Origin of the sequence: Tropicimonas omnivorans (assembly GCF_031846565.1) — a bacterium.
GTDB lineage: Bacteria > Pseudomonadota > Alphaproteobacteria > Rhodobacterales > Rhodobacteraceae > Tropicimonas_B > Tropicimonas_B omnivorans.
Genome location: NZ_JAVRHL010000003.1, coordinates 416,057 through 439,637 on the forward strand (window position 1 = coordinate 416,057; position 23,581 = coordinate 439,637).

Genomic DNA, 23,581 nt, shown 5'->3' on the forward strand with positions numbered 1-23,581 from the left:
ACGTCTCTTCCCCCGAACAAAGGCCGGTCCGATGATCGACGCCATCCTCTGGACCCTGGGCAACCTCGCCCTCGGCATACGGAACATCGCCTATGCCGTGACCCATCCGGGCGCGTGGCTCGACTGGTCCGACCCCGAGGCGCTCATCCGCTTCATCTATTACGGCGCCTCCGTGGAGCTGCTCTTCGCCGTTCTGGTCCTTCTGCTGTTCCTGCTCGTCGCGGGCATGGTCTGGCGGCCCTTCATGTGGGGCACCGTCCGGGTCCTCGAAGGCATGGCCAACGTGATCGGACGGGCGGTGGCGTGGGTGGGTCTTCTGATGGTCCTGCAGCAGATCGCCGTGGTCTTCCTGCAATCGGTCTTCCGCCTGGGCGAAATCACGGTGTCCCCCTTCGGGATGGGGTTCACCCAGTCCGTCGGCTGGTTCTCCGAGGAGCTGAAGCTCTACAACGCGATGGTCGTGGCGCTCTGCGTCTCCTACACGTTCGTTCAGGGAACGCATGTGAGGGTGGACCTGCTCTACGGCCCGGCGAGTTTTCGCACCAAGCGCGTCATCGACATGGCCGGCGCGCTCTTCTTTATGATGCCGGCGGCGGTGCTGATCTGGCTCTATTCCTGGTTCTTCCTCTGGCGCCACCTGATCACGCCGAAGGTCTCCGCCACGGACGCGCTCGATCTGATGCTCCGCAAGGCGCAGATCGTGCGCTGGAACGTCGAGCGGATCGGCTTCTCGCCCAACGGCTTCGATGCCTATTTCCTGTTCAAGATCCTGATGGTGGCGTTCACGCTTCTGGTCTTCCTGCAGGCCATCGCCGTCTTCGCCCGCGCCTGGTGCGAGTTCCGCGAGGGACCCGCGAGCGAGGGTCGGTATCTCGACCGGGACAGCCTCGGCACCGGCGAAGAGCTCTACGAGGGAACGCACTGACATGATCTTCGGTCTGGACGGGGTCGAAATCGGCCTCATCATCGTTCTGCTGTGCCTGTTCGGCGGGATCCTCTCCGGCTTCCCGGTCGCCTTCGCCATCGGCGGGGCGGGCGTCATCAGCTTCTTCATCATCGCCGCGCTCGACAACGCCGGCATCCTCACCCATTCGGCCGTGGACCGCGGATCGGATGCCTACCGCGCCCTGGTGGCGGACGGGGTCGCGCCGATCGACATATCGCGCTTCAGGTATCCCGACCTGCCGCAGATCACCCAGCCGCTCTTCGAGGGCGGATGGCAGGACGCGATGAACCGCAACCTCTCCTTCATCACCAACCGGATGAACGAGCGCGTCTTCGCGGGGCAGAGCATCGAGACGCTCCTGGCCGTGCTGATGTTCGTGATGATGGGGATCGTGCTCGAACGCTCCAAGATCGCGAACGACCTTCTGACGACGATGGCACGGGTCTTCGGGCCGCTGCCCGGGGGGCTTGCCGTCTCCGTCGTGATCGTGGGCGCCTTTCTCGCCGCCTCCACCGGCATCGTGGGCGCGACAGTGGTCACGATGGGGCTCCTGTCGCTGCCGACCATGCTGCGCGCCGGGTACTCGCCGCAGATCGCGACCGGCGTCATCGCCGCGTCCGGCACGCTGGGGCAGATCATCCCTCCCTCCATCGTCATCGTTCTTCTGGGCACGCTCGCCGGGGACCTTTATGCCACCGCGCAGGAGACCCGCGCCCAGGCCGCCGGATGCACCGACGCGCTGACCTATCTGGGCGAGGCGGCGGTCGTCTCGGTCGGCACGCTCTTCCAGGCTGCGATCCTGCCGGGTGTGCTGCTTGCGTTCCTCTATGCCGCCTACGCCTTCGTCTACGCGGTGCTGAACCCCGCCAAGGCGCCGCCGGTTCGCGGCGGGGCAGAGACCGGTGAGCAGACGTCCGGCCGTCATGCGCTCGTCTGGTATCTCGCGATCCCGGTCGTCCTGATCGGCGGAACGCTCGCCCTCGGTCAGGCGGGCGTCGTCGGTAGCCAGGATCTCACGGTGCGCTCCTTCTCCGAGGTGACCGCGACGCCGGAGCTGCGCACCAACGTCTCCGAGCAGTGCCAGGTCGCGATGATCGAGCTGCACGGGCAGGCCCGCTGGGATCGCGCCGTGGCGCAGACCGAGGCTCTGGCCGGCACGGCGACGGGCGAGACCCACCGCCTGAACGCCGAAGAGCTGGATCAGGCCCGCGCCGCCAAGATCGCGAATGCCGCGCCGATCGGCACCGGCATCGCCACCGGCTTCCTGCTCCTTGCGCTCGTGCTGACCACCGCGCGGGGCACCGAACCCTCCGCGCGCATGGCGCCGCTTCTCGTGGGCGGTCTCGGGATCGTCCTCGGCCTCATGGCGGACATCGCCCTCATCGGTCCGCAGACGAGCCCCGGCACGACGCTCCTCATCCTCGCCCTGCCGCTGGCGCTCACGCTCTACGGCTGTCGCCATGCCGCGGCGCTTCTAGGACGCAACGAGCTCATTCGCGTCGTCGTGCCGCCATTGGTGCTGATCATCGCCGTCCTCGGCTCCATCCTCGGCGGCATCACCAACCCGACCCCCGCCGCGGCACTGGGGGCGGGCGGCGCGATCATGCTCGCCGCCTTCCGCAAGCTGCAGGAGGAAGGGCGCTCGGGAAGCATCATCCTCTACTCGGCCTTCGCGGTTCTCGTGATGATCCTTCTCGGGGCGAATTTCGACCTGCGCGTCACGGCCGAAGGAACCGGGTTCGAGAACCGGGTGGCGTGGCTCGCGGCCTATGCATGCTGGTACTTCGCCTTCTTCGGCGTGCTTTATGCGTGCTGGGTGCTGTTCCGGACGCGGGTCCTGACACCGGCGGTGCGGGAGACGGCGAAGGTCACGAGCATGGTCTTCACCATCCTGATCGGCTCGCAGCTCCTCAACCTCGTCGTCATCTCCTTCGGGGGGGAGGAGTACATCCAGGATTTCCTGCGGAGCTTCGATCGCGAATGGGTCGTGTTCCTGATCGTGATGCTGGTCCTGTTCATCCTGGGCTTCGTGCTCGACTTCCTGGAGATCATCTACATCGTGATCCCCATCGTCGGCCCGGTGATCTACGGCGGCACCATGGATCCCAAGTGGGTCACGATCATGATCGCCGTCAATCTCCAGACCAGCTTCCTGACGCCGCCGTTCGGCTTCGCGCTGTTCTACCTGCGCGGGGTCGCCCCGCGCGAGGTGACGACGGGACACATCTATCGCGGGGTGATCCCCTTCGTGCTGATCCAGGTTCTCGGCCTCGCGCTGCTGTGGTTCTTCCCGGGCGTGGTGACCATCGTGCCCGACCTGATCGGGAACTGACGGAAGGGACGAGAGTCGACGGCCGCCGGACGAGGGGTTCGGCGGCCGGCGTTTGCCGGACCGGATCGGAGGCGGGAGGGACGCGGCGCCAGTGCCCGTGCGGATCATGTGGAGACAGGAGCTCGGCACTTCAGTGGATCGCTAACGGCGCAGGCGGCTCGGGGCCGGGATCAGAGCAGCGACGCTCCGGCCGGCGGTGCGCCCGGTCTACTCCACCGCGGGCACGGCTTTCACGTAGTCGGCGATCGCCTGACGGTCGTCCGCCGGGAGCTGCGATGTGCCGTGGATCACGTCCACCATCGAGCCGCCGGCGGTGTCGAAATCAGGGGTGAACCCGCTCTCGAGGTAATAGGCGATGTCCTCGGCACTCCAGTCGAGCGCGCCGGGCGTGATATTGGGAATGGACCCCTCGCCAGACGGGTTGGGCGCGCCACCGAGCCAGTCGACGGTGATCAGCCCGCCGAGTTCGTCCCGCGGAGTGTGGCACTCGCCGCAATGGGCCACGGCCTCCACGAGGTAGCGCCCGCGCTCGGGACTATCCTCGCCGGTCATCACCCAGCCGTCCGGCATGTAGCGCAGCTTCCACAGGCCGAGGCCACGGCGCATGTTGAAGGGGAAGGGCAGATCGTGCGGGCGGGAGGCGGTGTCGCTTTCGGGGAGGGTCTGCATGTAGGCCCAGAGATCGGCCACGTCCTGCAACTCCATCCGCGAATACGCGACATAGGGAAAGGCGGGGTAGTAGTGCTGGCCTTCCGGGGACACGCCGCGGACCATGGCGTTGGCGAATTCTTCGAGCGACCAGGCGCCTATGCCCGCCTCGGAGGGAGAGATGTTGGGCGTGTAGAAGGTGCCGAAATCGCTGTCGATCGCGTGCCCTCCGGCCAGGACGAGACGCTCCTCCTCGCTGCCGCCTTCGGTGCCGTGGCAGGAGGCGCATCCGCCTGCCGCGAAGATGAGAGCGCCCGCGTCGGCGTCCCCGTCCAGCGATGCGGTCGCATCAGGCGCGAGTGTATTTGTCCGAATAAGCCAGAGGCCGCCCGCAACAACGATGAGGGCGATGAGTAGGGCCGCGAGGAGGAGCTTTTTCATGTCTTTCGTGGCGGGCGGAGCCGCCGATCGGACCCCGCCCTTGCCTGATCAGTTGGACTGGCGGAACTGGCGGTGGCAGGAGCCGCAGGCCTGCCCGATGGGGCCGAGCGCTGCGCCGAGTCCCTCCTGGCCGTCTGCGGCGACGTCGACGAGACCATCCGCCGCCGCGCCGAGATCGTCCCACTGGGACTGGAACTCGTCCCATTCCGTCCAGACGGCGGGAAGGGCGCGCGAATCCTCCACGTCATCGGAGCTGGTGCCCTCGGGGAAGAGGGGCCCGAGGTTGAGGCTCGCAATCGCGGCGAGGTTCTCGGCGGCCGCTGTCGCGGCGTCTGCATCATACTCGACGTCGCCCTTCGCCATCCCGCCGATCGTGCCGAGGGACAGGCCGAGGACGTTCATCGCGCCCTCTCGCGCCTCGATGGCAGCCTCGCCATCCTGGGCCGTGGCGGTGAGGGGAGAAAGCGCGACGGCGCCGGCGAGCGTCAGGCTGGCTAGGCGGGTGATGAGCATGAAACGGGATCCCTGTCTGATTTATCGGTTGGTTTCACAATGAAGCTTAAGGGCGCGACATGACTTGCCCATGAGAAGATACGAGGGCCCGGGTAACGTTGCTGTGAGGACAGGTCCGACCTCGGCGCCGCTCGCTGTCGGTCGCGGTTGCCCCGCCCCCCGGCGATCCGGGGGACGGGCTTTCGAGGGCGTCACTCGGCGGAGAGGCGCAGAAGGGCGCCGTCGTCATAGTCGGTGATCAGGAGGAAGGAGCCGTCCTCATCCACAACGACATCCCTGACGCGGCCGAGATCGGTTGCGAGACGCTCTTCCCCCGTGACCGTGTCGCCGTCCAGCTCGAGACGGACGATGCCGTCGGAGACCAGCGCACCGATGAAGAGGTCGCCCTGCCAGTCGCCGAACATCTCACCGTCGTAGAACGTCATGCCACCGGGCGCGATGACGGGGTCCCAGTAGTAGCGTGGCTGTTCCATCCCGTCCTGCGCGGTGTCGCCGCCGCTGACCTCCGAGCCGTCGTAGTTGATCCCGTAGGAGATGACCGGCCAGCCGTAGTTCGTCCCGGCTTCGATGTGGTTCAGCTCGTCGCCGCCCTTGGGGCCGTGCTCGATGGTCCAGAACTCGCCGTTATCGCGGATCGCGGCGCCCTGGATGTTGCGGTGCCCATAGGACCAGATTTCGGGCAGCGCATCCGACTGATCGGCGAACGGATTGTCATCCGGAACGGAGCCGTCGAGGTTCACGCGGACTGTCTTGCCGTAGGTCTTGTCCAGATCCTGGGCGTAGACGCGCTCTTCTTCGGTGAAGTGCTCCCCGGTGGTGATGAGCGCATGGCCTTCGCCGTCGAAGAGGATGCGGGAGCCGTAATGCATGGGCGAGGGGGACGCGGGCTCCTGGACGAAGATGTCCTCGACGTCCGTCACCTCCGTCAGATCCTCGCTGAGAACACCGCGCGCGGCGGCGGTGGCGGACATGCCCTCGCCCTGCGGCTTGGAATAGGTCCAGTAGATCATCCGGTCCGATCCGAAATCTGGACCGATCGCAACGTCCAGAAGGCCGGCCTGTTCGATGCTCAGCACTTCGGGAATGCCGGCGATGGGGTCCGAGATGGTGCCATCGGGCGTGATATGGCGCAGATCGCCGCTTCGCTCAGTCACGAGATATCCGTCGCCACCCGGCAGGACCGCGATGCCCCAGGGATGGGTGAGCCCTTCGGCGATGATGTCCTGCGTGAGAGCGACTCCGCTGTCTGCTTGCGGCGCGCGGGTCTGCTCGGCGAAGGCCGGCTCCTGATCGGGGGCGTTCTTCGGGCCGACATCCACGGGATCTGCGGTCTGCGCTGTCGCGGGGAGGGCCAGTGTGAGTGCAAGCGCGCTGGCGGCAGTGGCGAGCAACGCATCGGGGCGGCGGCTGGAGGTCATGTCGTCGTCCTTCGGTCAGTAAATGTCGACAGGACAACCGGGGCAGGGCGATCGATGTTCCGACGGATCACGGGATCGTCGGTCGGGGACGTGCCCCGGCCAGGATTACCCAGCCGCAGGCGCCCCAAACGAAGAACGCCCCCGCAGATGTCCCGCGGGGGCGTTACTATCTCGTTCGTTCCGCCGCCCCGTCAGGGCGGACAGAAGATCACTCGTCGCCGGTCTGGCCGAGGCGTTCCTTGAGCTCGTCGAGTTCGAGAACGGCGGGTTCGTCGTTCTGCTGCTCGTCTTCGCTTTCCAGCTCGTCGAGCTGGGCGCCGCCGATATCGTCGAAGAGTTCCTGGATCTCGAATTCGGCTGCGGCTTCCTCTTCCGCGGCGAGCTCCTGGATCGACTTGCCGGAGGCCTGCAGATCGGCCTCTTCGGGGGAGCGGGCCACGTTCAGCCGGATCGCGACTTCCACCTCGGGGTGGAGAACCACGGTGACGGTGTGCAGGCCGAGATCCTTGATCGGCTTCTCGAGCCGGATCTGACGCTTGTCGACGGTGAAGCCGGCTTCGGTCGCGGCATCGGCAGCGTCACGCGGGGTGACGGAGCCATAGAGCGCGCCGCCGTCGGAGGCGGAGCGAATCACGATGAAGCTCTGACCGTCGAGATCGCCCGACATCTTCTCGGCCTCTTTCTTCGTCTCGAGGTTCTGAGCCTCGAGCTGGGCCTTCTCGGCCTCGAAGCGGGCGCGGTTGGCTTCGTTCGCACGAAGCGCCTTGCCCTGGGGCAGAAGATAGTTGCGGGCGTAGCCCTCCTTGACGGAGACGACTTCGCCCATCTGGCCGAGCTTGGCCACGCGTTCCAGAAGGATGATGTCCATAGGTCAGTCCCTCACTTCACGGCGTATGGGAGCAGCGCCAGGAACCGGGCACGCTTGATCGCACGGGCGAGCTGGCGCTGGTTCTTGGAGCCGACGGCGGTGATCCGGGAGGGGACGATCTTGCCCCGCTCGGAGATGTAACGCTGCAGCAGACGCGTATCCTTGTAGTCGATCGCGGGGGCGTTGTCCCCGGCGAACGGATCGGTCTTGCGGCGACGGAAAAACGGTTTGGAGGCCATGTCTTACAGTCCTTTCCTGATGCGGGGTGTCAGCGGCGTTCGCGGCGGCTGTCGCGCTCGTCGCGCTTCTGCATCTGCGCGGACGGGCCTTCCTCGTGCTCGTCCACACGGATGGTGAGCACGCGCATGACGTCGTCGTGGAGACGCATCAGGCGTTCCATTTCCTGCACGGCGGGCGCCGGCGCATCGGAACGCATGAAGGCGTAGTGGCCCTTGCGGTTCTTGTTGATCTTGTACGCCATCGTCTTGACGCCCCAGTACTCGGAATCGACGACGGAGCCGCCGTTGTCCGTGAGCACTGTGCCGAAATGTTCGATGAGGCCTTCGGCCTGCGTGTTGGACAGGTCCTGACGCGCGATGAAGACATGCTCGTAGAATGGCATGTATGTATCCTTGCGGTACGGGGCGGGCTTCACAGGACGGGCGGTTCCGAAGATCGGCTCCGCTGCCCGTCCACGAGGGGCGCCGCCGGTCATTGCAGTAGCGGAGGCCCGCGCCTTACGGGATCAAGGCCTCCTTTGCAAGCGGGAGCTCTTCGGTTGCCGCCGCGCGGGGGCGAGGCTAGATCGGCCATAGCGCGCGGGGTCGACGCCCCGTGCATCAAAGACAGGACGCCGGCGCCGAGGTGCGGCGTGATGGGCGAGACCCGCGAGGAGAGCAGACCATGAGCCGTGCATTCGTATTTCCGGGGCAGGGAGCCCAGACCGTCGGCATGGGCCGGGCGCTGGCCGAGGCCTACCCGGCTGCGAAGGCCGTATTCGACGAGGTGGATGAAGCACTGGGCGAGCCGCTGTCCGCCCTGATCTGGGACGGCGATGCGGACAATCTCACGCTCACGCAGAACGCCCAGCCCGCGCTGATGGCGACGTCCATTGCGGCGCTCCGGGCGCTCGAGGCGGAAGGGATCACGGTGGACGGCGCCGCCTTCGTCGCCGGGCATTCCCTGGGCGAATATTCCGCGCTCTGCGCCGCGGGGGCGCTGGATCTGTCCGATACGGCGCGGCTGCTGCGCATTCGCGGCCGGGCGATGCAGGAGGCCGTGCCGGTCGGGCAGGGCGCCATGGCGGCGGTTCTGGGACTGGACTTCGACGCCGTGAGCGCCATCGCTGCGGACGCTGCCGGGGACGGATGTTGCCAGGCGGCGAACGACAACGACCCCGCGCAGGTGGTGGTCTCCGGCGACAAGGCTGCCGTCGAGCGCGCCGTGGACCTTGCCAAGGAGAAGGGCGCCAAACGCGCGCTGATGCTCCCCGTCTCCGCCCCGTTCCACTGCGAACTGATGGCCCCCGCGGCCGAGACGATGCGCGAGGCGCTGGCCAGCGTGACCATCTCGGCGCCGAAGGTTCCCGTCGTCGCCAACGTGCGCGCCGAGGCGGTGTCGGACCCCGACACGATCCGCGCGCTCCTCGTGGAGCAGGTGACCCACCGGGTCCGCTGGCGCGAGAGCGTCGCGTGGATGACGGCCGAGGGCGTCACGGAGTTCTGGGAAATCGGCGCCGGCAAGGCGCTCTCGGGCATGATCCGGCGGATCGAGAAGGGCGCCGAGGTTCGCGCCGTCGGGACGCCGGACGATGTCGCCGCGGCACGGGCCGCCCTCGGGTAATCCCAAGCCGCGCGGGCGGGCGGCACGGGCCTCGCTCCGGCATTCACGCATGACAGGAAGGACCAGCATGTTCGATCTTCAAGGCAAGACGGCTCTCGTCACGGGCGCCTCCGGCGGCATCGGCGCCGAAATCGCAAGGACGCTGCACAAGGCGGGCGCCTCGGTCGCGCTTTCAGGCACGCGGGAGGCTCCGCTCGAGGCGCTCGCCTCCGAGCTTGGAGACCGCACCGCGGTCCTGCCCTGCGATCTGACCGATCCGGAGGCGCAGGCGGGCCTGCCGAAACGCGTGACCGAGGCGCTCGGCGCCTGCGACATTCTCGTGAACAACGCCGGAATCACCCGCGACCAGCTTTTCATGCGGATGGGCGACGAGGAGTGGGCGCAGGTCCTCGAGGTGAACCTCACCGCGGCCATGCGCCTGTCCCGCGCCGCGCTCCGGGGGATGATGAAGTCCCGCTGGGGCCGGATCGTCAACATCACCTCCATCGTCGGTGCGACGGGCAATCCCGGACAGGGTAACTACGCCGCCGCAAAAGCCGGCCTCGTCGGCATGTCCAAGTCGCTGGCCGCCGAGGTCGCCTCCCGCGGCGTGACGGTCAACTGCATCGCGCCGGGCTTCATCGAGACGGCGATGACGGACAAGCTCGGCGACGAGCAGAAATCCAAGCTTCTGACGAACATTCCCATGGGCCGGATGGGCGCGCCCGGGGAGATCGCCGCCGCCGCGCTCTACCTCGCAAGTTCCGAAGCTGGCTACATGACGGGCACAACCCTGCATGTGAACGGCGGCATGGCCATGATCTGAGGCGAAAATCTCCGGCGCCGCTTTACACCGGCGCCGCGCTGTGGTGGCGTTCCGGGACGGTGCGGTCCAGGGGAACACGGTGGCATTCTGGCAGTCGAGAAGCGAGACGACGAAGGGCTACGCAACCGTGGCCCCGCCGCTGCTATACGCATTCTTCCTTCTGGCCGTGCCCCTCGGGGCGGTGCTGGTGCTGTCCTTCTGGTCGCAGGAATTCCAGACCATCGACCGCAGCTTCACGCTGGCCAACTACCGCGAGGCGCTGACGGACCCGCTCTATCGGCAGCTCCTCTGGCGCTCGGTGAAGATCGCCGGCGCGACGACGATCGCGACGGTGCTGCTGGCCTTCCCCATCGCCTATTTTGTCAGCTTCCACGTCCCGCCGCACAAGAAATCCCTCTGGATCTTCCTGATCACCATCCCGTTCTGGACGAGCTACCTGATCCGGGTCTTTCTCTGGAAGGTGATCCTCGGCTACGGCGGCGTCCTGAACAGCGCGCTGATGGGCCTCGGTGTGATCGATGAGCCGATGACGTTCCTGCTCTACAACGCCAATTCGGTCGTGATCACGCTCGCCCATGCCTTCGCGCCCTTTGCGATCCTGCCGATCTTCGTCTCGCTGGAGAAGATCGACCGCTCGCTCCTCGAGGCGTCCCGCGACCTCGGAGAGAGCACGGCGATGACCTTCCTGCGGGTGACGCTTCCGCTTGCGGCGCCGGGTGTGATCGCCGCGATCCTCATCGTCTTCATTCCGACGGTGGGGGATTACGTGACGCCCCGCCTCGTCGGCGGACCGAACGGGACGATGATCGCGAACATGATCCAGGTGCAGTTCCTGCAGCTCTCGAACGCGCCGCTCGGCTCGGCGCTGGCGGTCCTCGCGATGCTGACGGTGACGGTGGTCGCGCTCGTCGTCTCTCTCGGCATCGGCCGTCTGGTGAGGGCACCGAGATGAGGGGGCTGAAGCTCTACGCGATCGGCTACCTGATCTTCCTCTATGCGCCCATCGCGCTCCTGCCGCTCTTCGCCTTCAACGACGGGACGGTCATCGCCTTCCCGCTCCAGGGGTTCACGTGGAAATGGTTCGCCGGGCTCGCGACGACGCCGGCGCTCCATGACGCGGTGATCAACTCGCTCCTGATCGCCGCCACCTCCGCGATACTGGCCACGCTGCTCGGCATCTGCGCCGCCCGCGCCAATGCGCGCTACCGTTTCCCGTTCAAGACCGGCATTCTGGGTTTCATCATGGTGCCGCTCGTCCTGCCGGAGATCATCGTCGGCGTGTCGCTCCTCGTGGTGATCGCCAACATCTTCTCGATGAGACTGTCGCTCTGGACCGTGGTTCTCGGGCACACGCTGATCTGCATGCCGTTTGCCATCGCGATCCTGAACTCGGCCTTCGACAACCTCGATGCGTCGCTGGAGGAGGCGGCCGTGGATCTCGGCGAGACGCCGTGGAACACGTTCCGCCTCGTGACGCTGCCGCTCGTGATGCCGGGCATCGTGTCCTCGCTGCTCATCTCCTTCACCATCTCGCTCGACGAGTTCATCATCGCCTTCTTCCTCACCGGAGCGGAGCCGACGATGCCCGTCTACATCTGGGCGCAGTTGCGCTTCCCAAATTCACTGCCGATCATCATGGCGCTCGGGACCATCCTCGTCGCGCTGTCCATCGTGCTCCTGACCGTCGCGGAGATCTTCCGCCGTCGGGGCCTCGCGCGGGCCGGGGTCCGCGATACCGGAGGGTTCCTGTGACCGGACCGATCATCAAGCTGGACGGGGTCCACAAGAGCTACGGCGAGGTGGATGTCCTGAAGGGCATCGATCTCGACATCGCGGAAGGCGAGTTCCTGACGCTCCTCGGCCCCTCGGGCTGCGGCAAGACAACGCTTCTGCGGATCATTGCGGGATTCGAGGGGGTGACGGACGGCGTCTGCCTCATCTCCGGGCGCGACATGGCGGGGGTTCCGGCCAACAAGCGTCCGACCAACATGGTCTTCCAGTCCTACGCCGTCTTTCCGCACCTGACCGTCGCGCAGAACGTCGCCTTCGGCCTGCGCCGCTCGAAGCTCGGCAAGTCGGAGAAGGCGGCCAAGGTGGAAGAGGCACTGGGCATGGTCGGCCTCGGCGGCTACGGCGCCCGCGCCGCCCATGCGCTCTCGGGCGGTCAGAGGCAGCGTGTGGCGCTGGCCCGCGCGCTCATCCTGGAGCCGACCGTGCTGCTCCTCGACGAGCCGCTCTCGGCGCTGGACCGCAAGCTCCGCGAACAGATGCAGTCCGAGCTCCGCCGGCTTCAGCGCCAGGTCGGCATCACCTTCATCCTCGTCACCCATGACCAGGAGGAGGCGCTGATCATGTCGGACCGGATCGCCGTGATGTTCGGCGGCCGGATCGCGCAGCTCGCCCCGCCCCAGGAACTCTACCGCCGCCCCCGCACCCTCGATGTCGCCCGCTTCATCGGCGTGATGAACGTGCTGCCCGGCGAGGTGAAGGAGAAGGGGCCGGCCGGCGTCGAGGTCCGGGTGGACGGCATTGGGCGCGCCCGGATCGAGCCGGAGCAGGCCCCTTCGGGGGCGCGGATCGGCACGGGCTGGGCCGGGATCCGGCCCGAGACCATGTCCGTTCTCTTCGCCGGTGAGCAGACCGACCGAAGCGTCGCGGAGGGTGTGGTGGCGGAGGTCACCTATTACGGCGACATGACCTATTACGACGTGATCCTCGACGGCACCGATCGCCCGCTCACGATCTCCATGAAGAACCTGATCGGCCGCGAAGTCCTCGAACGCGGCGCGCGCACCCGCGTGTCATGGGATGCTCGCTCCATCGTCTGGTTCGGCGAAGAGGCGGCGTAGCCGGGCGCGTCAGCCGTCCGCCCCTCACCGATCCGGCGGGATGAGCCCCAGTCCGCGCAGGTAGATGCCCACGCCGGCCTCCAGGAGCTCTTCCGGCTCGAACGGCCCGCGGGTGCCTGCATTGCCGCGGGCGTAAAGTTCGACGACGCCGTGAGACATCGCCCAGATATGCGCCGAGACCATCGAGGGGGGCGGGCGCTTCGCTTCCGGAATGGCATCGGACAGGCGCTCGGCGGCCTTTTCCACGACGGAGCGGGATCGGGCGGCGGCGCCGGCGAGCGCGGAGGTGCGGTTCACGTTCACACCGCTTTCGAACATCGCCTGGTAATGCCCCGGATGCTTACGCGCGAAGGCGAGGTAGGCGCGGCCCGTCGCCTCGAAGCGGGAGAGGGCGGACGGGCCCCCGGTGTCGAAGGCGTATTCCATGAGGTCAGCGAAGATCTCGAAGCCCTGCAGCGCGGCCTCAGCGATCAGGTCGTCCTTGCCCTCGAAATGCCGGTAGACCGCGGCGGGCGTCACCCCCGCCGTCTTGGCCGCTTCTGACAGGGTGAAGCCCTCCGGCCCCTTCGTCTCGATCAGGGACAGGGCGGCATCCACCAGCGCCTGACGCAGGTTGCCGTGGTGATAGCCACGTTTGCCGGTCATCCGCGCCAGATCTCCGGACCGCCGCATATCTCGGGATCAGCCTCGCCGATCAGCGCGGCATCACGGCCCTCGTAGGGGACAGCGCGCAGGATCGCGCGGATCGCCTCGAGCCGGGCGCGGCGCTTGTCGTCGGACAGGATTACGGTCCAGGGGGCGATGCCGGTATGGGAGCGTGAGAAGGTGTCCCGGATCGCTTCGGAATAGGCGTCCCACTTCTTCAGCCCCTCCACGTCGATCGACGACAGCTTCCATTGCTTGAGCGGATCGTTTTCGCGCCGGAGCATCCGGTTGAGCTGCTCCGCCCGCCCGACATTGAGCCACAGCTTCACGAGGATGATCCCGTCATCGACCAGCGTGCTTTCGAACGCGGGGAGCTGGCGGAAGAAGGCGTCCCGCTGCGCGGTCGTGCAGAAATCGAACACCTGCTCGACGACGCCGCGATTGTACCAGGAGCGATCGAACAGGACGAGCTCGCCGCCGGCGGGCAGGTGGGCGACGTACCTTTGGAAGTACCACTGGGACTGCTCGCGCTCCGTCGGGGTCGGCAGGGCGACGAGACGGGCCACGCGGGGGTTCAGGTTCTCCCGGACCCGCTTGATCGTCCCGCCCTTGCCGGCCGCATCGCGTCCCTCGAAGACCACCGCGACCCGGCGGCCGGACGCCTTGATCCAGGCCTGAAGCTGCACGAGCTCTCGCTGGAGCGCCTCGAGCTGATCCTCGTACTCGTCCTTGTCCATGCGATCGTCGTACGGATAGGGCAGCTCCAGGATCGTCTTCCCACCGTCCTCGAGCGCCTTGCGCACATCCTTCGGCGCCCCGGACGTCGCATACTCCGAGATCGCCCCGTCGAAGGGAAGTGTCATCACAGGTCTCCCGCGCTCAATTGAAGTTGGACATGATGGACGCTCGGAGGGATGGAGGGAAGGGGGGTGCCTTGCGACGTCGTCCCTCCGGACCGCCGGACCCCGTCGCGCAAAGCTGCGTCGGACCTGTGGGCAGGCTGCTCGGCAGACGCGGGCCCGCTACCTCGGCCAGGCTCTCGCGGCCACCCTGTCGATTGCCGCCAACACCTGACCTTCCGCGACGTGGTGGGGCATGTGGCCGATGCCGGGGAGTTCGGTGAGGTTCGCGTCCGGCAGGACTTTCACGAGGCGGCGCGAATGAACGTCGATGGGGACGATCTTGTCCGCTGTGCCATGGATGAGTTCGGCGGGGACCTCGATGCCGGGGTAATCCGGCGCCATGTCGAGCAATGCGCCCTTCAGCTCGAAGATCTGCCGTGCATTTGCGCGAACCGAATGCGGGCGGAGCGACAGCGGGATGCCGAGATACTCGCGGTAGCCCTCCGGCGGATCCTGCGGGGCAAAGACGGAATTCAGCGCCCGCCGCTCCACCGGCGGGATCGCGATGGTGCTGGCAAGAGGCGCGATGACGGCGCCGCCGAACTTCCCCGACAGGAGCGCGTATTGCGGGCCGAGGCCGCCTTCCCACGGCATGGTCGCGCCGGAGACGATGACGAGCCCCGCCACGCGCTCCGGCCGCTCCAGCGCCCAGGCCATTGCGACCGCGCCTCCGTAGGATTGTCCCAGAACGATGGCCGACTTCACCCCGAGCCGCTCCGCCGCGACGTCGAGAAGGCGCGCCTGCTCCGCCGGCGAGCCGCCATCGGCCGCGATCGGCTCGGTATGTCCAAGGCCCGGGCGATCGAACGCGATGACGCGGTAGCGGTCCTTCAGCTTGCCGACGAGGGAAAAGGTGAAGTCCCGCGTGTTGCCGGAGGCGCCGTGGATCAGGATGAGATCCGGCCCTGTTCCCTCCACATGGGCGTGAACGGTGGTATTGCCGATCTGGAGAAGCTGCCCGGTCGGCGGATAATCGAGCGCGGCCTTGCCGATGAGGGCGACGCGGCTTCCCGGAACATCGTCCCTCGGGGGGCCCTTCGGCACGGCGCAGGCCGCGAGTGCAAGCCCGAGGCCAACGAATCCCAGAGCCGCCCGGCGCTTCATTCCACGGCTCCGATCTCTGCCAGATCGAACGGCGTGGTCTGGTAGATCTGGTTGATCCAGTTGCCGTAGAGCAGATGCGCGTGGCTCCGCCAGCGATTGAGCGGCGCCTCGGCGGGGTCGTTCCGGGGGAAGTAGTCGAACGGCAAGGCGACAGCGTTGCCGGAGGCGGCGTCCCGGTCGTATTCCTCCTTGAGCGTGGTGCTGTCGTATTCGAAATGGTTGAAGATGTAATAGGCGCGGCGTCCCGGATCCTCGACGAGGCAGGGGCCGACCTCCTCGCTGTCGAGCAGCACCGAGAGGCCCGGCACGCTTTCGATCTCCGCCCGGCGCATCTCCGTCCAGCGGGAGACGGGCACGATGCAATCGTCCGAGAACCCGCGCAGGAGGGGGTTTGCGGAATCGAGGTTGCGGTGGCGGAAACAGCCGAAGGCCTTGTCCTCCAGCAGGTGCTTGGCGATGCCATGGAAGTGGTTGATCATCGCCATCCCGCCCCAGCAGACGCCGAAGGTGGAATGGACGTGGCTCTGCGTCCACTCGAAGACCTCGCGCAGCTCGTCCCAGTAGGTGACGTCAGCGAAGGGCAGATGCTCGATAGGTGCGCCGGTGATGACGAGCCCGTCGAACCGCTCCTCCTTCACGTCCCTGAAGGGCCGGTAGAAGGCCTCCATGTGCTCGGCGGCGGTGTTCCGGGTCTCGTGCTCGCTCATGCGGATGAGGGAGAAATCGATCTGGATCGGCGTCGCGCCGATCAGGCGCGCGAACTGCGTCTCCGTCTGGATCTTCTTCGGCATGAGGTTGAGAAGGCCGATCCGGAGGGGCCGGATCTCCTGCCGCGCGGCCCGATTTGACCCCATCACCATCACGCCCTCGCGGTCGAGGATGGAATAGGCTGGAAGGTCTTCTGGCAGCGTTATGGGCATGGGGGCTTACCTGGTGGTGGGACCGGCGATCTATGCGGGGGAGGAGCGCCGCTCAAGGGCGCGCGCCACGAGGTCCTCGAAGGACGCGGCGTCGGTGACGGCGGCGGCCTCCTCGGCGGTGACGGAAATACCCCAGTTGCGCGCGATTGCGGCATATCGCGGCTGGCGATGGGCGAGGGCCTTGGCATAGGTCCAGCGCACGAAAGCATCGGGATCGACCTCGTCCTCGGGCTGACCCGTCTCGGCGAGGTAGTCCGTCCAGCACGCCTCGAGGAATTCGGGCTGGTAGGACATCGGCTTGGGCGCCCGGTCGAAGCGGCGGACGAGCTTCTGCCGGTGGGCCTCGGAGCCTTCGATCCAGATCATCAGCGTGCAGTCCGACAGCGCGGTCAGGACCGGATCGGCCGGGTCTTCGGGGTCCACCCATTCGCAGATCGAGCCGCCGCTGTCGCAGATGAAGTTGGGATAGCCGTAGATTCCGCGGGCCCGGTCGATGAAATGCGAGGTGTCCAGGAGACTGGCGACCTCGGAGCGGCGGAACTCCTCCTGGCGCTTGCGATACTCCGCGATCGGCAGGCCGCCCCTCGACGGATCGCCCGGCTTGCCGAGATAGGTCGAGACCGGGGTCAGGTTGTCGAAGGTGATGTTGGAGCCGATGTAGATGGAATCGCTCAGAAGCAGCTCCCGCAGGAACGGCACCCGCATCGCGGCGCGCTTGAAATCGTCGGCGATGAGCTCGCCCATGTACCGGGTGCCGATGCGGTAATCGATGGAGTAGTGAAACCACGTCCCGGAGCCGCGCAGCATCTTCGACAGGTGGGTCTTGCCGAGGCCGGACATCGCGAAGAGCAGCACGGACTTTTCCGGGGCTGCGCGCCAGCTCGGCGCGTCGGGGTAGAGAAGGGGGCGCATGGTCATCGCGGCCTTCGTAGCCGGGGATTCGGCCGGGGGCCAGAGGCGGAGTGCGACGGGCGCGGCATGGGGTCCGGGAGACGTGCCCGGAGCCGAACCGAAGAGCGCCGGACCCTCTGGCCCGGCGCTGTGTTCGTCTCAGTCCTCTGTGCCGCTCTCCGTGCCGCCGTCCGGGGTGCCGGAGGTGTCGTCCGTCCCCGCCTCGGGGCCGCCGTCACTCAGCTCGTCGGCGACGTCCTCGACGATCTCGGCCTCCCCGCTCTGCTCGGCGATGTAGGCCACGGTCACGACCTCTTCGCCGGGAGCCGTGTCGAAGACCTTCACGCCGCCTGCGCTTCTGGAGCGGAACGGGATGCCGGTGACGGAGGTGCGGATGGACTGTCCGCGCGACGTCGCGAGCATGATCTGGTCATCCCCCTGTACCGGGAAGGAGGCGACGAGGGCGCCCCCCCGCATCGCCTTGTCGATCGCGGCGACGCCCATGCCGCCACGCCCGCGCACCGGGTAGTCATGCGAGGAGGAGACCTTGCCGAGGCCGCGTGCGGTGATCGTCAGGATCAGGTCCTCGTAGGCGCTCATCTCGGCGTAGCGCTCGGTGCTGAGGCTGCCGGCCTCGACGCCGTCCTCCTCGTCGTCGGTCTCGGAGGCCTCGTCGGTCAGGCCCGCCACGGCGCGGCGCTGCTTGAGATAGGCGACGCGCTCGGTCGCATCGGCCTCGAAGTGGCGGATGACGGACATGGAGACGACGCGGTCCCCCTCGGCGAGACGGATGCCGCGCACGCCGGTGGAGTCGCGACCCTTGAAGATCCGAACGTCCGTCGTGCGGAAACGGATGGCGCGGCCCAGATGGCTGATGAGCATCACGTCGTCGTCTTCGGACGCGATGCGGGCATTCACCAGCTCCACATCGTCGGGCAGCTTCATCGCGATCTTGCCGTTGCGCATGACGTTGGTGAAGTCGCTGAGCGCGTTGCGGCGGACATCGCCCCCCGTCGTCGCGAAGACGATCTGGAGATCGCCCCAGTCCGCCTCGTCACGGTCGACCGGCATGATCGCGGCCACCGAGGTGCCCGGCGCCATGCCGTCGATCACGTTGCGGATGTCCCGGCCGCGGGCCGAGCGGCCGCCCTGCGGAAGGCGCCAGGTCTTCAGCTTGTAGACCATCCCGCCGGTGGAGAAGACGAGCAGCGGCGTATGGGTGTTGGCGACGAAGAGCGTCGTGACGACATCGTCGTCCTTGGTGGACATCGCCGAGAGGCCCTTGCCGCCGCGCTTCTGGGAGCGGTACTCGGCGAGGGGGGTGCGCTTGATGTAGCCGGACTGGGTCACGGTGACGACCATGTCCTCCCGCTCGATCAGGTCCTCGTCGTCCATGTCGCCGGACCAGTCGACGATCTCGGTCCGCCGCGGCACGGCGAACTGCTCCCGCACCTCGCGCAGCTCGCTGGAGATGATCGACATGATCCGCTCGCGGGAGCCGAGGATCTCGAGGTAGTCCTTGATCTTCGCGGCCAGCTCCTCGAGCTCGTCCGTCACTTCCTTGACGCCGATCTGGGTCAGCCGCTGGAGGCGCAGCTCGAGGATCGCGCGGGCCTGCGTCTCGGAGAGGTTGTAGGTCCCGTCGTCGTTCATCGTGTGGGACGGATCGTCGATCAGGCGGATGTAATCGGCGATGTCGGCGGCCGGCCAGCGGCGGGTCATCAGCTTTTCGCGCGCCTCGGCGGCATCGGCGGAGGCGCGGATCGTGGCCACCACCTCGTCCACGTTCGAGACGGCGACGGCGAGACCGCACAGGATGTGGCTCCGCTCGCGCGCCTTGCGCAGCTCGAACGCCGTCCGGCGGGCGACGACATCCTCACGGAAGTCGACGAAGGCGGTCAGGAAGCCGCGCAGCGTGAGCTGTTCAGGACGGCCCCCGTTCAGCGCCAGCATGTTGCAGCCAAAAGAGGTCTGCATCGGAGTGAAGCGGAACAGCTGGTTCAGCACGACCTCGGCCGTCGCGTCCCGCTTCAGCTCGATGACGACGCGGACGCCCACGCGGTCGCTCTCATCCTGGATGCCGGAGATGCCTTCGAGCTTCTTGTCGCGGACGAGCTCGGCGATCTTCTCGATCATCGACGCCTTGTTCACCTGGTAGGGGATCTCGTCGAGGACGATGGCGTATCGGTCCTTGCGGATCTCCTCGACGCGGGTCCTGGCCCGCAGGATCACGGAGCCGCGGCCTTCGAGATAGGCTTTGCGCGCGCCGGAGCGGCCGAGCATGATCGCGCCGGTGGGGAAGTCCGGGCCGGGGATGTACTCGATCAGCTGCTCCGAGGTGAGGTCCGGATCCTCGATCAGCGCCAGCGTCGCGTCCACCACCTCGCCGAGATTGTGCGGCGGAATGTTCGTCGCCATGCCGACGGCGATGCCGCCCGCGCCGTTGACGAGCATGTTCGGGAAGCGCGCCGGCAGGACGACCGGCTCCTTGTCCTTGCCGTCGTAATTGTCCTGGAAGTCGACCGTTTCCTTCTCGATATCCGCGAGAAGGGCCTGCGCCGGGCGGTCCATGCGGACCTCGGTGTAGCGCATGGCCGCGGCGCTGTCGCCGTCCATGGAGCCGAAGTTGCCCTGACCGTCCAGGAGCGGCAGGGACATCGAGAAGTCCTGCGCCATCCGCACCAGCGCGTCGTAGATCGCGCCGTCGCCGTGGGGGTGGTAGCGCCCCATCGTGTCGCCCACGGGGCGGGCGGACTTGCGGTAGGCCTTGTCGTGCGTGTTGCCGGTCTCGTGCATCGCGTAGAGGATGCGGCGGTGGACCGGTTTGAGCCCGTCACGCAGATCCGGAATGGCCCGGCTGACGATGACGGACATCGCGTAGTCGAGATACGACGTGCGCATCTCGTCGGCGATGGAGATCGTCGGCCCGGAGGGACCCGGCGTCTGCGGGATTTCCTCTTCGGAATCAGGGGGTTCGGGCGTGTCGCTCATCAGATTGCCTGTGCGCCGAGCGCTTCTCTAGATATTGTTGAGGCATTCTATCCCATACGCCATATCGAGTGCAACGTAATGCGGGCGTCGTAATTGGCAGCCGCCGCGGCCGTTGGATAACATGTTGTTTTCGTTGACCTGTTTCGGAGCTGTGGCAAGCTGCCAGCAGGGGCTCGCGATAGAGGGATGGGGAGGACACCTGATGAACGCCAGCGATACCGAACTCATGCTCAGGGGATACGGACTGACGACGGCGGAGATGTTCTACCGGATGCCGGATTACCGGAACGTCCTGAACACCTTCATCTGGCAGGGCTATGACCTTGCGCCGGACCATCCGCGATTGCTCGCCTTCATCGATTTCTGGAAGGACGAGATCGAGGGGCCGCTGCACTCCGTGCGCTTCACCCACCGCAAGCAGGTCTCCCCCGGCGAATGGCGAAACGTCACCGGGGAATTCACGCTGCATTAGCGGCGGGCGGCCCGGCGTCCGGTCAGAGGGCGACCATCACTAGGGCGTGGCGCTTCCGGCCCGCGCTCAGCTTGACCGGATCGGCGAGGGCCGCCGCGTCCAGCATCAGGCCGGGATCGGTGAGGGGCTCGTCGTTCATCTTCGCTCCGCCCTCGGTGATCAGGCGCCGCGCATCCTTGCCGGACTTCGCGAGGCCGGAGCGCACGAAGAGCTGGGCGACGGAGATACCCTCGGACAGCTCGTCCTGCGCCAGCGCCAGCGTTGGCAGGTCGGCGCCAGCGCCGCCCTTCTCGAAGACCTCCCGCGCCGTCTCCTGCGCCGCGCGCGCCGCCTCGGCGCCGTGCAGGAGCGCCGTCACCTCGTCCGCCAGGACGATCTTGGCATCGTTGATCTCCGAGCCGCCGAGCGCACCCAGCCGCTCGCATTCCTCGACCGGAAGATCGGTGTAGAGCTTGAGGAAGCGGCCGACATCGGCGTCGGTGGTGTTGCGCCAGAACTGCCAGAACTCGTAGGGGCTCAACATTTCAGAATTGAGCCAGGTCGCCCCGCCGGCGCTCTTTCCCATCTTCCGCCCGTCGGACGTCGTCAGGAGCGGCGTCGTCAGGCCGAAGATCTGCTGGTCCGCCACGCGGCGGGTGAGGTCGATCCCGTTGACGATGTTGCCCCACTGGTCCGATCCGCCCATCTGCAGAACGCAGCCGTAGCGACGGTTCAGCTCGAGGAAATCGTAGGCCTGCAGGATCATGTAGTTGAATTCGAGGAAGGAGAGGGATTGCTCCCGGTCCAGCCGCGATTTCACGCTTTCGAAGGACAGCATCCGGTTGACGGAGAAGTACCGCCCGATATCGCGCAGGAAGTCGAGGTAGTTCAGCCCGTCCAGCCACTCCGCGTTGTCGAGCATGAGCGCGCCCGAGGGCGTGTCCGAGTAGTCGAGGTAGCGCGAGAAGACGGCGCCCATGCCCTCGATGTTGGCCGCGATCTGATCGGGCCCGAGCAGGGGGCGCTCATCGCTGCGGAAGGAGGGATCGCCCACCTTCGTCGTGCCGCCGCCCATCAGCGTGATCGGCTTGTGCCCCGTCTTCTGCAGAAGACGCAGAAGCATGATGTTCAGAAGGTGCCCGACATGGAGCGACGCCGCCGTCGCGTCGTAGCCGATATAGGCCGGGACCGGATCACCGGAGACCAGGCGGTCGTCCAGGGCCTGCAGGTCGGTGCAGTCCGCGAGGTAGCCGCGCTCGATCAGCGCGGTCAGAAAGTCGGATTTCGGGTGGTAGGTCATGGCGGCCCGGTCCATTGTCGTGTCCGCGCCTCCTTACCGGGGGCCAGCGGAGAGGGAAAGCCGATGTCGAGGCACGGGGCCATGCGTGTGGCCGGAACCATGTCGGGGACTTCGCTCGATGGGGTCGACGCCGCCATCGTCGAGACCGACGGTCTGTCGATCACGGGCTTCGGCCCGAGCGCATATCGGCCCTATTCGCCGCAGGAGCGCGACACGCTGCGCGCCGCGCTCGGCCGCTGGCCCGGCGAGGAGGGCGTGGAGGCAGCGGCCGAGATCGTCGAGACCGCCCATGCGGAAGTGCTCTCGGGCCTCGGACCGTTCGACGCCGTGGGCTTCCACGGCCAGACCCTGGCGCACGATCCGGGCGGCCGGGGGACGCACCAGGCAGGGGACGGCAACGTCCTTGCCGAGGTCCTGCCGCAGCGCGTCCCGGTGGTCTGGGATTTCCGCAGCAACGACGTGCAGCTGGGCGGGCAGGGCGCGCCGCTCGCCCCCGCCTTTCACCACGCGCTCGCGGTCCATGTCGGCGCGGAAGAGCCGGTGGCGTTCCTCAATCTCGGCGGCGTCGGAAACCTCACCTGGATCGATCCCCGCATCGGCGCGGTGGAGGAGCCGGGCGCTGTCCTCGCCTTCGACACCGGACCCGCAAACGCGCCGGTGGACGATCTGATGCGCAACCGCCTCGGCCGACCGTTCGACGAGGGGGGCGCGCTCGCCACCCGCGGGGAGCCCGACGAGGCGATCCTGTCCGACTTCCTCAGCCACCCCTATTTCTTCCGGATGCCGCCCAAATCGCTCGACCGGAACGATTTCCCCGGCCTTGTCCGCGCGGTGGAGAGGCTCTCGGACGCCGATGCCGCCGCCACCCTCACCGCCGCCGCCGCGCTTGCGGTCCTGCGCGGGGCGGAGCATTTCCCGGCTCCCGTCACGCGCCTTCTCGTCACCGGCGGGGGGCGGTTGAACCCGGCCCTGATGGAGATGATCGCCGGCGGTCTCGAAGACGTCCGGGTCGAGGCGGTCGAGGCGGCCGGGCTGGATGGGGACATGCTGGAGGCACAGGCGTTCGGCCATCTCGCCGTCCGTGTCCTGCGCGGTCTGCCGACGAGTTTTCCCGGCACCACCGGCGTGCGCGCCGCGGTGGGCGGGGGACAGGTGGCTCGGCCGGCGGGGTGAGCCCGGCCGCCGCCGTCAGCCGAGCGGAATGTCGAAGCCCTCGGGGGCCATCTCGAACCCCTCGAAGCGGAAGCCCGGCGAGACGGTACAGCCGACCAGCGTCCATGCTCCCGAGCTCCGGGCCGCCTGCCACCAGCCACTTGGCACGATGATCTGCGGGCGCTGTCCGGCGACGAGATCCGGGCCCAGCGTCATGGGCGTCGCCGGTCCCTCATCCGTCCGTGACAGCGCCAGGACGAGCGGATCGCCGGCGTAGAAATGCCAGATCTCGTCGGCATCGACGCGGTGCCACCGGCTCACTTCTCCCGCGGCGAGAAGGTAGTAGATCGCCGTACCGGACGGCCGTTCTCCCGCGGCGCCCCACGACACCCAGCTCTGCCGGTAATGGCCGCCCTCGGGATGCGGCTCGAGGGACAGCCCCGCGATGATCTCCTCGGCTGTCTGCATCTCTCATCCTCGTTCCCGTTTGATTTCCGTCACGTAGTTGGAACCTTCGCTCCACCGAGCCTGTTGGTAGCGCAATTGAACGAACAAAGGGAGCA

Annotated in this window: 23 protein-coding genes; 9 read left to right on the plus strand and 14 right to left on the minus strand. The window is 67.2% G+C overall.

The genetic code is table 11. The features are described 5' to 3' along the window. The first annotated feature begins 31 nt into the window (after positions 1–31). Together RM543_RS12555 and RM543_RS12560 are read left to right on the plus strand one after the other, a co-directional pair. Positions 32–925, plus strand: a complete 894-nt coding sequence (locus tag RM543_RS12555) for a TRAP transporter small permease subunit (protein ID WP_311692153.1) — start codon at positions 32–34, stop codon at positions 923–925. A gap of 1 nt (position 926) precedes the next feature. After that, entirely contained in the window at positions 927–3,278 is a 2,352-nt protein-coding gene (locus RM543_RS12560) for a TRAP transporter large permease (RefSeq protein ID WP_311692155.1), read from the plus strand. A 207-nt stretch (positions 3,279–3,485) separates the two neighbouring features. On the opposite strand, the gene RM543_RS12565 is transcribed toward RM543_RS12560, so the two are convergent. The 6 genes from RM543_RS12565 to rpsF all read right to left on the minus strand — a co-directional run bounded on the left by RM543_RS12565 (position 3,486) and on the right by rpsF (position 7,788). Beyond that, positions 3,486–4,367 carry a cytochrome c gene (locus RM543_RS12565; protein ID WP_311692157.1) on the minus strand — a complete coding sequence of 294 codons (882 nt, stop codon included), beginning with the start codon at positions 4,365–4,367 and terminating at the stop codon, positions 3,486–3,488. A 48-nt stretch (positions 4,368–4,415) separates the two neighbouring features. Next, complete coding sequence (locus RM543_RS12570) at positions 4,416–4,880, minus strand: c-type cytochrome (protein ID WP_311692159.1); 465 nt, start codon at positions 4,878–4,880, stop codon at positions 4,416–4,418. A 191-nt stretch (positions 4,881–5,071) separates the two neighbouring features. Then, entirely contained in the window at positions 5,072–6,298 is a 1,227-nt protein-coding gene (locus RM543_RS12575) for a PQQ-dependent sugar dehydrogenase (protein WP_311692161.1), read from the minus strand. A 208-nt stretch (positions 6,299–6,506) separates the two neighbouring features. Further along, positions 6,507–7,166, minus strand: a complete 660-nt coding sequence (gene rplI / locus RM543_RS12580; RefSeq protein WP_311692163.1) for a 50S ribosomal protein L9 — start codon at positions 7,164–7,166, stop codon at positions 6,507–6,509. A gap of 11 nt (positions 7,167–7,177) precedes the next feature. After that, positions 7,178–7,405 (minus strand): 30S ribosomal protein S18, encoded by a 228-nt coding sequence (gene rpsR, locus RM543_RS12585; RefSeq protein WP_116084195.1) that lies wholly within the window; start codon positions 7,403–7,405, stop codon positions 7,178–7,180. 29 nt (positions 7,406–7,434) lie between these two features. After that, the gene (rpsF, locus tag RM543_RS12590) at positions 7,435–7,788 is read right to left on the minus strand and encodes a 30S ribosomal protein S6 (protein WP_311692165.1); all 354 of its coding nucleotides are present in this window, start codon (positions 7,786–7,788) and stop codon (positions 7,435–7,437) included. 281 nt (positions 7,789–8,069) lie between these two features. Here rpsF and fabD point away from each other — a divergent pair, with 281 nt between their 5' ends. The 5 genes from fabD to RM543_RS12615 all read left to right on the plus strand — a co-directional run bounded on the left by fabD (position 8,070) and on the right by RM543_RS12615 (position 12,662). Next, on the plus strand, positions 8,070–9,008 hold the full coding sequence (gene fabD, locus RM543_RS12595) for an ACP S-malonyltransferase (protein ID WP_311692167.1): 939 nt from the start codon (positions 8,070–8,072) through the stop codon (positions 9,006–9,008). Between the two features lie 67 nt (positions 9,009–9,075). Beyond that, on the plus strand, positions 9,076–9,813 hold the full coding sequence (gene fabG / locus RM543_RS12600) for a 3-oxoacyl-[acyl-carrier-protein] reductase (protein WP_311692169.1): 738 nt from the start codon (positions 9,076–9,078) through the stop codon (positions 9,811–9,813). Positions 9,814–9,892: 79 nt separating this feature from the next. Then, a complete protein-coding gene (locus tag RM543_RS12605) occupies positions 9,893–10,765 on the plus strand; it encodes an ABC transporter permease (RefSeq protein WP_311692172.1) in 873 nt (290 codons plus the stop codon). After that, the gene (locus RM543_RS12610) at positions 10,762–11,565 is read left to right on the plus strand and encodes an ABC transporter permease (protein WP_311692175.1); all 804 of its coding nucleotides are present in this window, start codon (positions 10,762–10,764) and stop codon (positions 11,563–11,565) included. Before RM543_RS12605 ends, RM543_RS12610 begins: the two co-directional genes overlap by 4 nt. Further along, positions 11,562–12,662: an ABC transporter ATP-binding protein gene (locus RM543_RS12615; protein WP_311692178.1), complete on the plus strand. Its 1,101-nt coding sequence runs from the start codon at positions 11,562–11,564 to the stop codon at positions 12,660–12,662. Before RM543_RS12610 ends, RM543_RS12615 begins: the two co-directional genes overlap by 4 nt. 24 nt (positions 12,663–12,686) lie before the next feature. On the opposite strand, the gene RM543_RS12620 is transcribed toward RM543_RS12615, so the two are convergent. From RM543_RS12620 to gyrA, 6 genes are all read right to left on the minus strand, one after another. Further along, entirely contained in the window at positions 12,687–13,307 is a 621-nt protein-coding gene (locus tag RM543_RS12620) for a TetR/AcrR family transcriptional regulator (RefSeq protein ID WP_311692181.1), read from the minus strand. Continuing rightward, positions 13,304–14,170: a polyphosphate kinase 2 gene (ppk2, locus tag RM543_RS12625; protein WP_311692183.1), complete on the minus strand. Its 867-nt coding sequence runs from the start codon at positions 14,168–14,170 to the stop codon at positions 13,304–13,306. The genes RM543_RS12620 and ppk2 overlap by 4 nt, the downstream gene beginning before the upstream one ends. 159 nt (positions 14,171–14,329) lie before the next feature. Beyond that, entirely contained in the window at positions 14,330–15,313 is a 984-nt protein-coding gene (locus RM543_RS12630; protein ID WP_311692184.1) for an alpha/beta fold hydrolase, read from the minus strand. Then, positions 15,310–16,233 (minus strand): homoserine O-succinyltransferase, encoded by a 924-nt coding sequence (locus RM543_RS12635; RefSeq protein WP_311692185.1) that lies wholly within the window; start codon positions 16,231–16,233, stop codon positions 15,310–15,312. Before RM543_RS12635 ends, RM543_RS12630 begins: the two co-directional genes overlap by 4 nt. Before the next feature lie 30 nt (positions 16,234–16,263). Then, on the minus strand, positions 16,264–17,151 hold the full coding sequence (locus RM543_RS12640) for an ATPase (RefSeq protein ID WP_311692186.1): 888 nt from the start codon (positions 17,149–17,151) through the stop codon (positions 16,264–16,266). 132 nt (positions 17,152–17,283) lie between these two features. Continuing rightward, positions 17,284–20,115: a DNA gyrase subunit A gene (gyrA, locus tag RM543_RS12645; protein ID WP_311692187.1), complete on the minus strand. Its 2,832-nt coding sequence runs from the start codon at positions 20,113–20,115 to the stop codon at positions 17,284–17,286. 202 nt (positions 20,116–20,317) lie between these two features. Between gyrA and RM543_RS12650 the strand changes: the two genes are divergently transcribed. Continuing rightward, complete coding sequence (locus RM543_RS12650) at positions 20,318–20,587, plus strand: usg protein (protein ID WP_311692189.1); 270 nt, start codon at positions 20,318–20,320, stop codon at positions 20,585–20,587. A 22-nt stretch (positions 20,588–20,609) separates the two neighbouring features. On the opposite strand, the gene tyrS is transcribed toward RM543_RS12650, so the two are convergent. Then, positions 20,610–21,866: a tyrosine--tRNA ligase gene (gene tyrS / locus RM543_RS12655; RefSeq protein WP_311693352.1), complete on the minus strand. Its 1,257-nt coding sequence runs from the start codon at positions 21,864–21,866 to the stop codon at positions 20,610–20,612. 63 nt (positions 21,867–21,929) lie between these two features. Here tyrS and RM543_RS12660 point away from each other — a divergent pair, with 63 nt between their 5' ends. Next, complete coding sequence (locus tag RM543_RS12660) at positions 21,930–23,039, plus strand: anhydro-N-acetylmuramic acid kinase (protein ID WP_311692191.1); 1,110 nt, start codon at positions 21,930–21,932, stop codon at positions 23,037–23,039. A gap of 15 nt (positions 23,040–23,054) precedes the next feature. Here RM543_RS12660 and RM543_RS12665 read toward each other — a convergent pair whose 3' ends face one another. Then, positions 23,055–23,486, minus strand: coding sequence for a cupin domain-containing protein (locus RM543_RS12665; protein ID WP_311692193.1), 432 nt, complete (start codon positions 23,484–23,486; stop codon positions 23,055–23,057). Positions 23,487–23,581 lie beyond the last annotated feature (95 nt).